Origin of the sequence: Nocardia wallacei, assembly GCF_014466955.1 — a bacterium.
Taxonomy (GTDB): Bacteria; Actinomycetota; Actinomycetes; order Mycobacteriales; family Mycobacteriaceae; genus Nocardia; species Nocardia wallacei.
The window spans coordinates 4,683,947-4,697,165 of the sequence record NZ_AP023396.1 but is presented as its reverse complement, the minus strand read 5'-3'; the positions used below and the strand labels follow the sequence as shown (position 1 = coordinate 4,697,165).

Annotated in this window: 12 protein-coding genes; 6 read left to right on the top strand and 6 right to left on the bottom strand. The window is 69.9% G+C overall.

Translation table 11 applies throughout. The features are described 5' to 3' along the window. Positions 1-232: 232 nt before the first annotated feature. The 3 genes from gap to tpiA are packed head-to-tail and all read left to right on the top strand — an operon-like array spanning position 233 to position 3,270. The gene (gap, locus tag NWFMUON74_RS20570) at positions 233-1,252 is read left to right on the top strand and encodes a type I glyceraldehyde-3-phosphate dehydrogenase (protein ID WP_187683473.1); all 1,020 of its coding nucleotides are present in this window, start codon (positions 233-235) and stop codon (positions 1,250-1,252) included. A 3-nt stretch (positions 1,253-1,255) separates the two neighbouring features. Beyond that, complete coding sequence (locus NWFMUON74_RS20565; protein WP_187683472.1) at positions 1,256-2,485, top strand: phosphoglycerate kinase; 1,230 nt, start codon at positions 1,256-1,258, stop codon at positions 2,483-2,485. Further along, a complete protein-coding gene (gene tpiA / locus NWFMUON74_RS20560; protein ID WP_187683471.1) occupies positions 2,485-3,270 on the top strand; it encodes a triose-phosphate isomerase in 786 nt (261 codons plus the stop codon). The genes NWFMUON74_RS20565 and tpiA overlap by 1 nt, the downstream gene beginning before the upstream one ends. 478 nt (positions 3,271-3,748) lie before the next feature. On the opposite strand, the gene NWFMUON74_RS20555 is transcribed toward tpiA, so the two are convergent. Continuing rightward, positions 3,749-4,561 carry an SAM-dependent methyltransferase gene (locus NWFMUON74_RS20555; protein WP_197986885.1) on the bottom strand — a complete coding sequence of 271 codons (813 nt, stop codon included), beginning with the start codon at positions 4,559-4,561 and terminating at the stop codon, positions 3,749-3,751. 90 nt (positions 4,562-4,651) lie between these two features. Between NWFMUON74_RS20555 and NWFMUON74_RS20550 the strand changes: the two genes are divergently transcribed. After that, the gene (locus NWFMUON74_RS20550) at positions 4,652-5,830 is read left to right on the top strand and encodes a cytochrome P450 (protein WP_187683469.1); all 1,179 of its coding nucleotides are present in this window, start codon (positions 4,652-4,654) and stop codon (positions 5,828-5,830) included. A 3-nt stretch (positions 5,831-5,833) separates the two neighbouring features. On the opposite strand, the gene NWFMUON74_RS20545 is transcribed toward NWFMUON74_RS20550, so the two are convergent. Next, positions 5,834-8,197 carry a transketolase C-terminal domain-containing protein gene (locus tag NWFMUON74_RS20545; RefSeq protein ID WP_280319442.1) on the bottom strand — a complete coding sequence of 788 codons (2,364 nt, stop codon included), beginning with the start codon at positions 8,195-8,197 and terminating at the stop codon, positions 5,834-5,836. After that, positions 8,194-8,970 (bottom strand): META domain-containing protein, encoded by a 777-nt coding sequence (locus tag NWFMUON74_RS20540; RefSeq protein ID WP_187683468.1) that lies wholly within the window; start codon positions 8,968-8,970, stop codon positions 8,194-8,196. Before NWFMUON74_RS20540 ends, NWFMUON74_RS20545 begins: the two co-directional genes overlap by 4 nt. Before the next feature lie 78 nt (positions 8,971-9,048). Between NWFMUON74_RS20540 and secG the strand changes: the two genes are divergently transcribed. After that, positions 9,049-9,282 carry a preprotein translocase subunit SecG gene (gene secG / locus NWFMUON74_RS20535; RefSeq protein ID WP_187683467.1) on the top strand — a complete coding sequence of 78 codons (234 nt, stop codon included), beginning with the start codon at positions 9,049-9,051 and terminating at the stop codon, positions 9,280-9,282. Positions 9,283-9,292: 10 nt separating this feature from the next. On the opposite strand, the gene NWFMUON74_RS20530 is transcribed toward secG, so the two are convergent. Both NWFMUON74_RS20530 and NWFMUON74_RS20525 read right to left on the bottom strand, forming a co-directional pair. Next, a complete protein-coding gene (locus tag NWFMUON74_RS20530) occupies positions 9,293-10,207 on the bottom strand; it encodes an alpha/beta fold hydrolase (protein ID WP_187683466.1) in 915 nt (304 codons plus the stop codon). 151 nt (positions 10,208-10,358) lie between these two features. After that, on the bottom strand, positions 10,359-11,198 hold the full coding sequence (locus NWFMUON74_RS20525) for an SDR family NAD(P)-dependent oxidoreductase (RefSeq protein WP_187683465.1): 840 nt from the start codon (positions 11,196-11,198) through the stop codon (positions 10,359-10,361). A gap of 54 nt (positions 11,199-11,252) precedes the next feature. On the opposite strand from NWFMUON74_RS20525, the gene NWFMUON74_RS20520 reads away from it, so the two are divergent. Continuing rightward, the gene (locus NWFMUON74_RS20520; RefSeq protein ID WP_187683464.1) at positions 11,253-12,230 is read left to right on the top strand and encodes an alpha/beta fold hydrolase; all 978 of its coding nucleotides are present in this window, start codon (positions 11,253-11,255) and stop codon (positions 12,228-12,230) included. 13 nt (positions 12,231-12,243) lie between these two features. Here the strand turns inward: NWFMUON74_RS20520 and NWFMUON74_RS35755 are convergent, their stop codons facing one another. Further along, positions 12,244-13,134, bottom strand: coding sequence for a nitroreductase family protein (locus NWFMUON74_RS35755; RefSeq protein WP_197986884.1), 891 nt, complete (start codon positions 13,132-13,134; stop codon positions 12,244-12,246). Positions 13,135-13,219 lie beyond the last annotated feature (85 nt).

The window sequence follows — 13,219 nt, the reverse complement described above, 5'->3', positions numbered from 1 at the left end:
GTAGCGCACGGCCTTCGAGGCCGACCGCCGACGACGGGTGTTTCGCCGCGCGCGGCCGGGGTTGCCGTCGCGGTGCCGTGCGATAGCCGCGCGCCGTGCCCGTCGGGTCGTCGCACGCACTCACCCGACCTCCGGATCAATGGTCGCCAGGGGCGTGGCGGCGGCATAATGCGCGGGCATTAGGGTGGATCTGCAACGGAACGAATCCGCTTGAAAGCTGAGGAGCGATAACGTGACTGTCCGGGTAGGTATCAACGGCTTCGGCCGCATCGGTCGGAACTTCTTCAGGGCGGTCGAGGCGCAGAAGGCGCTCGGCACCACGGATATCGAGATCGTCGCGGTCAACGACCTCACCGACAACGCCACGCTGGCGACCCTGCTGAAGTACGACTCCATCCTGGGCCGCCTGCCGCAGGAGGTGTCGCTCGACGGCGACGACACCATCGTGGTCGGCGACCAGCGGATCAAGGCGCTGGCCATCAAGGAGGGCCCCTCGGCCCTGCCGTGGGGCGACCTCGGCGTCGATGTGGTGGTCGAGTCCACCGGCATCTTCACCGACGCCACCAAGGCGAAGGGCCACCTGGCCGCCGGCGCCAAGAAGGTCATCATCTCCGCGCCCGCCAAGGGCGAAGACCTGACCGTGGTCATGGGCGTCAACGACGACAAGTACGACGGCAGCCAGAACATCATCTCCAACGCGTCCTGCACCACCAACTGCCTGGGCCCGCTGGCCAAGGTCCTCAACGACGAGTTCGGCATCGTCAAGGGCCTGATGACCACCATCCACGCCTACACCCAGGACCAGAACCTGCAGGACGGCCCGCACAAGGACCTGCGCCGCGCCCGCGCCGCCGCCCTGAACATCGTGCCCACCAGCACCGGCGCGGCCAAGGCCATCGGCCTGGTGCTGCCCGAGCTCAACGGCAAGCTGGACGGCTACTCGCTGCGTGTCCCGATCCCCACGGGCTCGATCACCGACCTGACCGCCGACCTCGCCAAGAAGGCGTCGGTCGAGGAGATCAACGCCGCGTTCAAGGCCGCCGCCGAGGGCCCGCTGAAGGGCATCCTCAAGTACAGCGTCGACCCGATCGTCTCCAGCGACATCGTGACCGACCCGCACTCGTCGATCTTCGACGCGCCGCTCACCAAGATCATCGACGACCAGGTCAAGGTGTACTCCTGGTACGACAACGAGTGGGGCTACTCCAACCGCCTGGCCGACCTGATCGGCCTCGTCGGCAAGTCGCTGTAAGCCATGGCAGTCCAGACACTCCAGGATCTGCTGAACGAGGGTGTCGAGGGTCGGGGCGTGCTGGTGCGCTCCGACCTGAACGTTCCCCTCGACGGCGGCACGATCACCGATCCGGGCCGCATCGTCGCGTCGGTGCCGACCATCAAGGCGCTGGCCGAGGCCGGGGCGAAGGTCGTCATCACCGCGCACCTGGGCCGTCCGAAGGGCGAGCCGGATCCGAAACTGTCGCTGGCCCCCGTGGCCGCGAAGCTGGCCGACGAACTGGGTCGCAACGTCCAGCTCGCCGGTGATGTGGTGGGCCAGGACGCGCTCGCGCGCTCGGAGGGCCTCACCGACGGCGATGTGCTGCTGCTGGAGAACATCCGCTTCGACCCGCGCGAGACCAGCAAGGACGACGCCGAACGCGGCAAGCTGGCCCGCGCCCTGGTCGAACTGGTCGGCGACGACGGCGCGTTCGTATCCGACGGCTTCGGCGTGGTGCACCGCAAGCAGGCGTCGGTCTACGACGTGGCGAAGCTGCTGCCGCACTACGCGGGCACCCTGGTGGCCGCCGAGGTCGACGTGCTGCGGAAGCTGACGACCGAGCCGGAGCGGCCGTACGCGGTCGTGCTCGGCGGGTCGAAGGTCTCGGACAAGCTGGCCGTCATCGAGGCGCTGGCGCCCAAGGTCGACACCCTGGTGATCGGCGGCGGCATGTGCTTCACCTTCCTTGCGGCACAGGGCCTTTCGGTGGGCACCTCGCTGCTGCAGGAGGAGATGGTGGACACCTGCAAGGATCTGCTGGACCGCTTCGCCGATGTCATCCACCTCCCGGTCGACATCGTGGTGGCCGACCGGTTCGCCGCCGACGCCGACTCGAAAACCGTTCCCGCCCATGAGATTCCGGACGGCTGGATGGGTCTGGACGTGGGTCCGGAGTCGGCGAAGCGGTTCGGCGCGCTGCTGACCGAGGCGAAGACGGTGTTCTGGAACGGCCCGATGGGCGTGTTCGAGTTCGAGAATTTCGCCGCCGGTACCCGCGGTGTCGCCGAGGCGATCGTCACGGCCACCGGCAAGGGCGCGTTCACCGTGGTCGGCGGCGGCGACTCGGCCGCGGCCGTGCGCTCGCTGGGGCTGCCGGAGGACGGTTTCTCGCACATCTCCACCGGCGGCGGCGCGTCGCTGGAATACCTGGAGGGCAAGGAACTTCCGGGCATCAGCGTCCTGGAAGATACAGCTCGGGAGTCCGAATAATGGCACGCAAGCCCCTGATCGCGGGCAACTGGAAGATGAACCTCAATCACCTCGAGGCCATCGCCCTGGTGCAGAAGATCGCCTTCGCCCTGCCGGACAAGTACTTCGCCAAGGTCGACGTCACGGTGCTTCCGCCGTTCACCGACATCCGCAGCGTGCAGACGCTGGTGGAGGGTGACCGGCTGCTGATCACCTACGGCGCGCAGGATGTGTCCACGCACGACTCGGGCGCCTACACCGGCGAGATCAGCGCTCCCATGCTGGCCAAGCTGGGGTGCAGCTACGTCGTGGTCGGCCACTCCGAGCGGCGGCAGTACCACACCGAGGACGACGCCATCGTCGCCGCCAAGGCCAAGAAGGTGCTCGACAACGGGATGACCCCGATCGTCTGCATCGGCGAGGGCCTCGGCGTCCGCGAGGCGCAGACGCATGTCCAGTACAACCTGGAGCAGCTGCGTGGTTCGCTGAAAGGCCTGTCGGCGGAGGAGATCTCGAAGATCGTCATCGCCTACGAGCCGGTGTGGGCCATCGGCACCGGCCGGGTCGCCACCCCCGCCGACGCCCAGGAGGTGTGCGGTGCGCTGCGCGCCGAGCTGGCGCAGCTGGCCGACCCGGACATCGCCGCCACCGTGCGGGTGCTGTACGGCGGTTCGGTCAACGCCAAGAACGTCGGCGAGCTGATCGCGCAGACCGACGTCGACGGCGCCCTGGTCGGCGGCGCGTCACTCAAGGGCGACGAGTTCGCCACGCTCTCGGCCATCGCCGCGGGCGGCCCGCTGCCGTAGTCCTCTGCGTGCGCCACAGCATAATTCGGCCCGGCCCTGCTTCGGCAGCGCCGGGCCGACGCTGTTCCCGGGCATGCCGTTCTGTCCGTCATCCCGGCCGAGCATGCCGGGATGGCAGGGAGGGCGAGTGCCGGGATGACTGTGGGGGTGGCGGCGATGGGTCGTGTGCCGGGGTGACGGCGGGGCACGCGACGGGGGTGGCGGTGGAGCGTGTGCCGGGATGGCGACGGCGCATGCGACGGATGGCTGTGGGGCATGTGACGGGACGACGGCGGGGCATGTGACGGGACGACGGCGGGGCATGTGACGGGATGACGGCGGGGCATGTGACGCGATGACGGCGGGGCATGTGACGCGATGACGGCGGGGCATGCGACGGATGGCAGCGGGCATGCGGCGGGATGACGGCGGGGCATGCGACGCGGATGGCGGTGCGTGGTGCCGGGGTGCCGGGGTGGTGGTGGGTGGTGGGGGCGTCTCAGGGGATGCGGGCCACGGCGCCGAGCATGGAGACCGCTTCGGGGCGGGGGTGGGCGCGCCAGCCTTCCGGTCGCCAGGACATAACCGAGCCGATGTCGGGTGGTACCACCTCGAGACCGGTGAAGAAGCGGCTGAACTCGGCGGTGGAGCGCAGGCGGAAGGGGATGCCGCTGCGGCGGTTGGCCTCCTCGCTCTGGGCGAGGTCCTCGACGGTGAGATGGTCGCTGGTGGCATGGGTCATCACCAGGTAGCTGCCCGAGGGTAGGGCGCTGCGTAATCGCTCGACCACCTCGTAGGGCCGGTCGTCGTCGGTGAGGAAGTGCATCACGGCCACCAGCATCAGCGCCACGGGCCGGGTCAGATCCAGCGTGTCGAGCAGGTCGGGATGGGTGAGGATGCGCTCGGGCTCGCGGACGTCGGCCTCGAGGTAGGCGGTGCGCCCTTCGGGACGGCTGTTCAGCAGCGTGCGGGCGTGGATCAGCACGATCGGGTCGTTGTCGACGTAGACGATGCGCGATTCGGGCGCGATGTCCTGCGCGATCTCGTGCACATTGCCCGCGGTCGGCAGCCCGGCGCCCAGATCGAGGAACTGCCGGATCCCGGCCTCGGCGGTCAGATAGGTGACCACCCGCCGCAGGAAGGCGCGGTTCTCGAGAGCGGAGAACTGCACGCTGGGAAATGCCTCGGCGACCGCTTCGGCCGATTCGCGGTCGGCCTCGAAATTGTCCTTGCCGCCCAGCCAGTAGTCGTAGCGGCGGGCCGGGTGCGGCTTGGTGACATCGATGCCGGGAGGCGCCTGCTCGGAGTTCACGCCGCCCTCCTTCCTCTCGACTACTGTGATCATGTCAGTTCGCAGTGTCGGATCCGGTAGCGCCCCGGGCGCGCCGTGCGGAGGCTTGCCATGTCAGTGCAGTTCAGCCCGTATGATTTCGCCGTCCACGCCGACCCGTACCCGTACTACGCGCGGCTGCGCGCCGAGGCGCCGGTCTTCCGAAACGAGACCGACGACTTCTGGGCGCTGTCGCGGCATGCGGATGTGCTTGCCGCGCTGCGTGATTCGCAGCGCTTCTCCAGCGCGAACGGGTTGCGGATGGAGCCGGCGTTCTGGGGGCCGCAGGCCAGGCAGTTCTTCTCCTTCGTCGCGATGGACCCGCCCGACCACACCCGGATGCGCGGCCTGGTCACCCGGGCGTTCACCCAGCGCCGGGTGCAGTCGCTCGAGCCCCGCCTGCGCGAGATCGCGCGCGAGCTGCTCGACCCGCTGGTGGCCCGCGGGAACTTCGACCTGATGACCGAGTTCGCCGGGCCGTTCCCGACCGAGGTGATCTCGGAGCTGGTCGGCGTCCCCGAGGCGGATCGGGAGATGCTCCGCAAGCTCGGCATGGAGATCATGTACACCGAGGAGGAGTCCACCGACCTGCGCCCGGAGGCCATGCAGGCGATCGGCGCGCTCGTCGGCTACTACACCGAACTGACCGTCGCGCGCAGCCGCGACCGCGGCGACGATCTGCTGTCCGGGCTGCTGGACGCCGCCGACGGCGACGACCGGCTGAGCCCGGAGGAGATCGTCGGCGTCCTGATCCTGCTGGTCGGCGCCGGTATCGAGACCACCATGCTCAGCCTGGGCAACCTGTGGCACGCCGGCTGGGAGCATCCCGCGCAGCGGCGGGCCGCGTTCGGCGGCCGCATCGACGACTGGATCGCCGAGGGCATGCGGTACGACCCGGCCACCCAGTCGAACCTGCGCACCACCACCGAGGAGGTGGAACTGCACGGCGTGCGCATCCCGGCGGGCGCGCGGATGCTGCTGCTCACCGGCTCGGCCAACCGGGACCCGGAGGTGTTCGCCGAGCCGGACGCCTTCGACCTCGACCGCGACACCGGCCCCTCGCTGGTGTTCGGCAGCGGCCGCCACCACTGCCTCGGCTCCAACCTGGGCCTGCTGGAGTTGCGCATCGCCCTGCGCGAGATCGTGGACCGGATCGCCGACTACGACATCGACACCGCGGGCATACGCCGCATCCACTCCTCCAACAACCGCGGCTTCGCCGCCCTGCCGACCACGGTCGTCGCCCGCTGACGGTCAGGTAGCGAGTTCGGCGGCGGCCGTCTCGATGGCGGCCTCGTCGAGGAGCACGGTGTGCGCGGCCGGGCCGAGCGGGACGAAGCTGTCGGCGCTGGTGACCCGGCCGATGCGGCCCTCGAATCCGGCGTCGAGCAATGCGGCGCAGACCGATTCGGAGACACCGCCACTGCGGCGGGTCTCGTCGGCGATCAGCACGCGGCCGGTGGCGCGGGCGTGCCGCAGCAGGTCCTCCTCGGGCAGCGGTGTCAGCCAGCGCAGGTCGAGCACCCGGGCGCGAATTCCCTTCGCGGCCAAGCGATGTGCGGCGCGCAGGCTCATGGGGACGCCGTTGGCGAAGGTGACGATGGTGAGGTCGGCGCCGTCACCGTAGACCCGGGCCCGGCCGATGTCGGCGGGTGCGCCCGGGCTCGCGGCGAGCCAGCCCCCGTCGCCGGAGTCGTACAGGTCGCGGGTGTGATACAGCGCGATCGGTTCCAGGAATACGCACACCCGGCCGTCCACGCGGGCCGCGGACACGCAGGTGCGCAGCATGGCCGCCGCGTCGTCGGCGCGGGCGGGGGAGGCGACCACCACGCCGGGGATATCCCGCAGTGCGGCAACGGAATCGTCGTTGTGGAAGTGGCCGCCGAAACCCTTCTGATAGGCGTAGGCGGCAATGCGCACCACGAGCGGATTGCGGTACTGCCCCGTCGCGAAGAACTGCAGGGTCGCGGCCTCGCCCCGAATCTGATCGAGGGCATTGTGCACATAGGCGAGATACTGGATCTCCGGAATCGGCACGAATCCGGCCGTCCCCGCACCCAGCGCCGTGCCGAGCACGCTCTGTTCATCGAGCAGGGTGTCGAACACCCGACGCGCGCCGAACGTCTTCTGCAGCCCCTTGGTGACCCCGTACACCCCGCCCTTGCGCCCGACGTCCTCGCCGAACACGAGCACGTCGTCATCGCGCTCGAGGAGTTCGGCGAGGGTCCGGTTGATCGCCTGCGCCAGGGTGACCAAAGGTGTCTCGGCGGCTGCGCGGCCGGCGGTCTCGTGCGCTTCGGCCCCCGCCGTGGTGGGTGGTCCGGCGAGGGGATCGGATCGTTGATCATACTGGGGCGCAGGGGATTCCGCGTGACCGGGAGCGGGGTGGCGAGTGCCTGCGGCTCCGGACTCGGGCAGTGCCTCCGGCAGGATCTCGGTGCGCAGCGCGTCCGCGCGCACGAGGTCCGGATCGAAGGGTGCCAGCGGTGCGGTGACGGCCGCGGCCGACGCCAGCTTCGGCGCCCGCGCGACCTCCTCCGCCACCGCAGCGACCTGCTCGCCGAGCGCGTCGTACCGGGCGATCACCTCGTCGGCGTCGGCGACACCGGCGCCGACGAGCAGGCATCCGGTGGCGGTCAGCGGATCGCGGGCGAGATCGGCGGCGATGTCGGTGGCCCGGCGGTACGACGACTCGACATCCGACCCGGCATGGCCGAGCAGCCGCACGGTGCGCAACCGGAGGAAGGCCGGTTCGCGATGCCGGCGTACCCACTCCACCGCCTTCGCCGCGACCGACAGCGCCTGTAGCAGCTGACAGCCGTCGGCGCTGAAATACCGCATGCCCGGCCGGGATCCGTAGGCGAACTCGATCCATTCGGGCGGCGTCGGGACGCTCAACCCGACTCCGTTGTCCTCGCACACGAACAGGATCGGCATCGGGATCCGCTGGTGCGCGGTGTGAATCGCGGAATTGATCGCGCCCGCGGCGGTGGAGTGGTTGGCCGAGGCGTCGCCGAAGCTGCATACCACCACCGCGTCGGCCGGCCATTCGGTGAACCGGCCCAGCCGGTCGGCCCGGTCCAGCGCGAACGCCAGGCCCACCGCGCGCGGCAGGTGCGAGGCGATGGTGGAGGTCATCGGGATCACCGCGGCGGGCTTGCTGCCGAAAACCTTGTGCCGCCCACCGGAAATCGGGTCCGCCGCCGCCGCGACCACGCCCAGCAGCACGTCCCGGATCGGCTCCGCACCCGGCACCCGGCGGGCGCGCTGCACGAAGAACGCGCCCGAACGATAGTGCAGCAGTGCGGGATCGGAGACGCGCAGGGCCGCCGCCACCGCCGCGTTACCCTCGTGCCCGGCCGAGCCGATGCTGTAATAGCCGCGCCCCGAAGCGGTCAGGTGGCGGGCGGCCAGATCGAGGTGGCGGCTGGTGGCCTGCGCCTCGAACAGTTCGAGGCAGTCGGCCGCGGTGTACGGATATCCCCTGCGCACGGGTTCGTCCGGGGCACAACGGGTTTCCGAGCGCACTGCCGTGACGGCCGTCCGGAACCGGCGGTCCAGTTCTGCTTCCCGATCGTTGATCGCGCCTCCCAGGGGTGTGCGGGGATCCGGGCTCACTCGGCGCGCAGCATCAGCCCGGTGTTGTTGCCCGGATTGCGCAGGGTGAGGGTCGCGGCGTCGACGGTCGCGGTGGTCTTGCCGTCGAGGACCTCCAGCACCTGCCGTTCGACCTCCATCACCTCGGTCGGGCAGGCCATCCGTGTGGTGCCGATGCGGAATGTGACGTCGCTGCCCGCGATGTCGGCGCTGCCCGTCATCCGGTTGCACCCGGCGGTGCCGGTGACCTGCCCGTCCGGTGCGATGGTGAGCGTCGGCCGGGCATCGTCGAGGGCCTGCGAGCGGACCTGGCCCTCCGGGCGGAGCAGTGCGGTGACGATCCATGTTGTGCCGGTGAGCGGGCGGTCGGGCTCGGCGACCTTCTTGTCCAGCAGCGTGACGGTGAGGTCGTCACCGGTCAGCGTCAGCGTGTCGCCGCTGAGCCGCCACCGTGGTCCGGACTGGAGCAGCGCGGTCTGCCAGCTGTCGGCGCCGGACCGGTCGTCGGGGCAGGCCATCAGCGTGGTCGCCATGCCCGAGACCCGCAGCACATCGCCGTCGAAGGCCACCGGCCCGCTGCCGGTATTGCAGCCCGAGGTGGCCGACACCCGGCCGTCGGCGAAGGTGAGCCGCAACGGCCCGCCGCCCGGAATGGGCGTCCCCTCGACCCTGGTGGATACGAAACTCCGGCCCATCGGCGTCGGCCCCGTGTCACCACCGTCCCCGCCGGACGAGCAGGCGGCGGCCAGTCCGAGCGCGGCCACCAGCGGAACCAGACGCAGCATCGCCGACATGGCCGCGATCCTACCTCCGGAACTGCTCATCGACGGCCTGTGCGGGAGCCGTCGTGGCGAGGACATAAACTGTCCGGCATGCGCATGTTCCTGGATATCCTCCTGATCATCACCAGCGTCCTGCTGGTGCTGCTGGTGCTGCTGCATCGCGCGAAGGGCGGAGGGCTGTCCAGCCTGTTCGGTGGTGGCGTGCAGTCGAGTCTGTCCGGCTCGACCGTCGTGGAGAAGAACCTCGACCGCATCACCATCTTCATCGGGATCGTCTGGATCATCTCCATCGTCGGCATCGGCTTCGAGATCAAGTTCGCCTGACCGGCGGCGATCAGGAGCGGGCGAAGGCGTGAAAACGGCGGGCGATCCGGTCCGGGAACTCGCCGTTCAGCGCGTGTGAAGCGGCGGGCCAGAGTTCGACCTGGGCGCCGGGGATCCGGCGGGCGGTGGCCGCCGCCCGTTCGGCGTCGTGCACGATGCTGCGCCCGGCGATGATGGCGAGCACCGGTACCGGAATGCCGAGCAGGTCCTCCTCGGTCGGGCGCGCGGGCAGCGGCTGTTCCGAGTGGAAATCACGCATCCCGGACGCGATCAGGCGGCCCTCCGGCACCGAATCGTCGCTGCGGACCCCGCCCGAGATCCAGCCGAGCAGCCGATGCCGGATCGCCATCGGCATGCCCGGGATCACGCTGCCCAGCGAGACGACGATCATCTTCCAGGTCAGTGGCGCGAAGGTATTCGCGGGATCGAGCAGCGTCACCGAGGCCACCCGTTCCGGGCGGTGGATCGCGACCTGGGTGGCCAGCCAGCCGCCGATGCTGACGCCGATCAGGTGGGCGCGCTCGATCCGGAGCCCGGCGAGCGCCTCCGCGACCCACATCGCCTGATCGGAGCCGTCGGTCAGCGGCACCTCCTGGGTGCTCGCTCCGGGTTCGCCGATGCTGTCCAGCGACCACACCGTGCGCTCGGCGACCAGTCCGGGCAGATTGGCCCGCCACATCGGGGTGGAGGCCTGCCGCCCGGCCAGCAGCACCACCGGCGTGCCGGGGCGATCGCCGAACCGGTACGCCCGCACCGGGCCGAAAGTAGTTGACACCGCCCGGGTTTCGTGCGGCTCGGGCAGGGTGTCCATGCCGACGAGATAGGCGTCGGCGAACCGGTCGAACGCCTCCTGACTCGCGAAGTACCCGACTTTGCGGTTGGGCTTGCCGATATTGGGTTCGAGGAACAAATGGTCGGTCGCCATATGAGCAGCGTAGCGGCAGGCAACCGATCGGCTACTCGAGTCCCTGTATTCCCGCCGTCCAGAAGGGCTCCATCACAACGGATTTGCGTGGCCCGGCCGCGTTCGGCGACCAGATGGTGGCGGAGCGACTGGACGGGCCGATGCCGCCGCGCTACCCGGTGCGCGGCACCCGGCCGTCGATATCGGTGAAGCCGTACGCCTTCGCGAGATCGGCTACCCGCCATGGTTTTCCGGTACGGCGGCGCCGGTCGGGATCGCTCGCCAGGGCAACCACGGCCCGGCCCGGGAATCGTGGCGTCTCCGCGTCACGGAGGTCGAAGGTCCCCTCGCCCGGCAGGGTGATCAGGCGCCGCCCCTCGGCGTCGGGCGGAACCAGCTGCAGCAGCTCGGTATCGACGATGCCGGGCCACAGCGACACGGCGGTGACGCCGGTGCCGGCGAGTTCGTGCGCCATATCGGCGGTGAGGCGATCGACGGCGGTCTTGGCCACGCCGTACACGGCATTGTGCGTGTAGTGCTCGGCGCCGGGGGAGGAGATCGAGACGATCAGCCCGTCGTTGTCGATCAGCAGCGGCGCGGCGAAATGGCTTGCCACGTAATGCGATCGCACGCCGATGTCGAAACTCTCGTCCCAGGCCGCGGGCGGCACCTCCCAGAACGGCTTGCCCAGCCAGCGCGCCGAGGCGGGCGCGTTGTAGACATTGTTCACCAGCACGTCGAGGCGGCCGTGGTCGGCGCGGACCCGCGCGAACAACTCGGCCACGGCGTCGTCGTCGCGATGGTCGCAGACGACCGGCACCCCCGTGCCGCCGAGTTCGCCGATGCGCTGCGCGGTCTCGGTGACCGTGCCCGGTAGCCGTCCCGGCGTCGCCGACCGCCCGGTGACGTACACCGTCGCGCCCGCCGCGCCCAGCTCCAGTGCGATGCCCTTGCCGATGCCGCGGCTGGCCCCGGTCACGACCGCGACCCGGCCGGCGAGTATTCCGTTCACGACTCCGGGACACTACCGTGAAACAAGAACACGTTCTAGTCTTTGGGAGGCGTAGTGGAGCCGACACATCGGTTCGTGGAGACCAACGGCGTCCGGTTGCACGTCGCCGAGCAGGGGGAGGGATATCCGGTCGTCTTCTGTCACGGTTTCCCGCACGGATGGTTCGTCTGGCATCGGCAGCTGGCGGCGGTGGCCGCGGCCGGCTATCGGGCTATCGCCCCCGACCTGCGCGGATACGGCCGGACCGAATCGCCGGAGGGCGTCGAGGCGCATACCAACCGCGCGGTGATCGGTGATCTGCTCGGCCTGCTGGACGATATCGGCGCCGAGCGCGCGGTCTTCGTGGGCCTGGATTTCGGCGCGCAACTGGTGTGGGAGCTGGCGCTGCGCGCGCCGGAGCGGGTGGGCGCGGTGTTCGTACTGAACAATCCGTTCGCCCCGCGCCCGCCCAAGCCCCCGTCGGCCTTCTGGACCAAGGCGGCCGAACGGCACTTCCTGCATCTGTCGTACTTCCAGACGCCCGGCGTCGCCGACGCCGAACTCGCCGCGCGGCCGCGGGAGTTCCTCGCCCGGGTCTTCTACGCGCTCAGCGGTGACTACCACTACCTCGACACCTGGAAGAACCCGCCGGGTCTGGGCTATCTCGACGTGCTGCCGGAAGCGCCCGCGCTGCCGTGGTCCTGGCTCACGGAGGGCGAATTCGGGGTCTTGGCAGAGGAATTCGAACAGACCGGCTTCACCGGTGGACTCACCTGGTACCGCGCCCTGGACCGCAATTGGGAGCTGACGGCCGACCTGCCGACGACCGTCTCCGTCCCGACCTACTTCCTCTACGGCGAGAACGACCCGGACATGGAGGGTTTCAGCGGCCGCGACCCGCTCGCCACCCTGCGGGCGCACGTCCCGGATCTGCGCGCAGTCGAAAAGGTCGCGGGCGCAGGGCATCTGGTGCAGCTGGAACGCACGGGCGCCGTGAACGACTTCCTCACCACCCACCTCGACCGGCTGGGCGTGCGGGCCGCCGCGTCGTAAGCCGCCGCACCGGTCAGGACACCCAGGTCAGCAACTCGGCGACCGGCCGGCGGCCGCGGGGTATCGCGGTGGGCGCCGAGTTCGGGGCGGGCGCCGGATACCCCGCCGCGACGGCATGGCGCGGCAGCCAGCCGGGCTCGGCGCCGACCAGGCGGGCCGCCCGGCGGACATTGTCGTCGGGATGGAATGTGGTCAGGCAGGTGCCCAGCCCGAGTTCGTCGGCGGCGAGACAGATCGACTGCGCGACACGGCCCATATCGAATTCGGTGTCGGCGAAACCGTTGTCGTGCGAGAGCAGCACGAGCACCAGCGGGGCGTCGGCGAGATGCAGGGCGAAGCTGCCGCATCGGGCCAGCTCCCGACGTACGCCGGTCTCGGTCACCGCGACGAACCGCCAGGGCTGGCGGTTGCGCGCGGATCCGGTCCACCGCGCCACGTCGATGATCCGCTCGACCTCCGAACGCGCGACCGCGGTGGGATGAAAGTGCCTGACCGAGCGCGGGGCCCTGCGTGTTTCCGCCACCGCGCCGACCCTACCCACCGTGCCCACCGGCCGGTCGCTCTGCTCCCATGCCGCGACCGGCAGCGACAGGTAGATTCCGAATTTCCGCAGTCCGGTCGCCGCCTCGACAGAGCGGTGTAACAGTTCGCACCGCTCCTGCCGGTTCTCCGCGCGGCTGGCGAACCACTTGGACTTCACCTCGATGACGGCATCCAGCCCGCTGCGATCGAACGGCCCCAGCGCCCGGAACCGGATCTCCACATCACCGGGCCGCAGATCATCGTCATAGGGCTCCTCCGGGCATTCGACAGCCACGGAGACGAGATGTGGCAGTCGCTCAGCCAGCTCGCGCAGCGTCGGTTCCGGAACGCTCGGGCCATACGTCACCTCGATCAGCGGCATGTCCCGAGCCTATCGATTGCCGCCGTACGACCGGGAAGCTGCTGCGGACTTCTGTGGACCTTCCGTGATCGTCAGATCTGCGCAA

Coding starts and splice junctions, on each gene's coding strand:
- NWFMUON74_RS20565 (WP_187683472.1), top strand. CDS start 1,256: ATGGCAGTCCAGACACTCCAGGATCTGCTGAACGAGGGTGTCGAGGGT.
- tpiA (WP_187683471.1), top strand. CDS start 2,485: ATGGCACGCAAGCCCCTGATCGCGGGCAACTGGAAGATGAACCTCAAT.
- NWFMUON74_RS20550 (WP_187683469.1), top strand. CDS start 4,652: ATGTCAGTGCAGTTCAGCCCGTATGATTTCGCCGTCCACGCCGACCCG.
- NWFMUON74_RS20540 (WP_187683468.1), bottom strand. CDS start 8,970: ATGTCGGCGATGCTGCGTCTGGTTCCGCTGGTGGCCGCGCTCGGACTG.
- secG (WP_187683467.1), top strand. CDS start 9,049: ATGCGCATGTTCCTGGATATCCTCCTGATCATCACCAGCGTCCTGCTG.
- NWFMUON74_RS20530 (WP_187683466.1), bottom strand. CDS start 10,207: ATGGCGACCGACCATTTGTTCCTCGAACCCAATATCGGCAAGCCCAAC.
- NWFMUON74_RS35755 (WP_197986884.1), bottom strand. CDS start 13,134: ATGCCGCTGATCGAGGTGACGTATGGCCCGAGCGTTCCGGAACCGACG.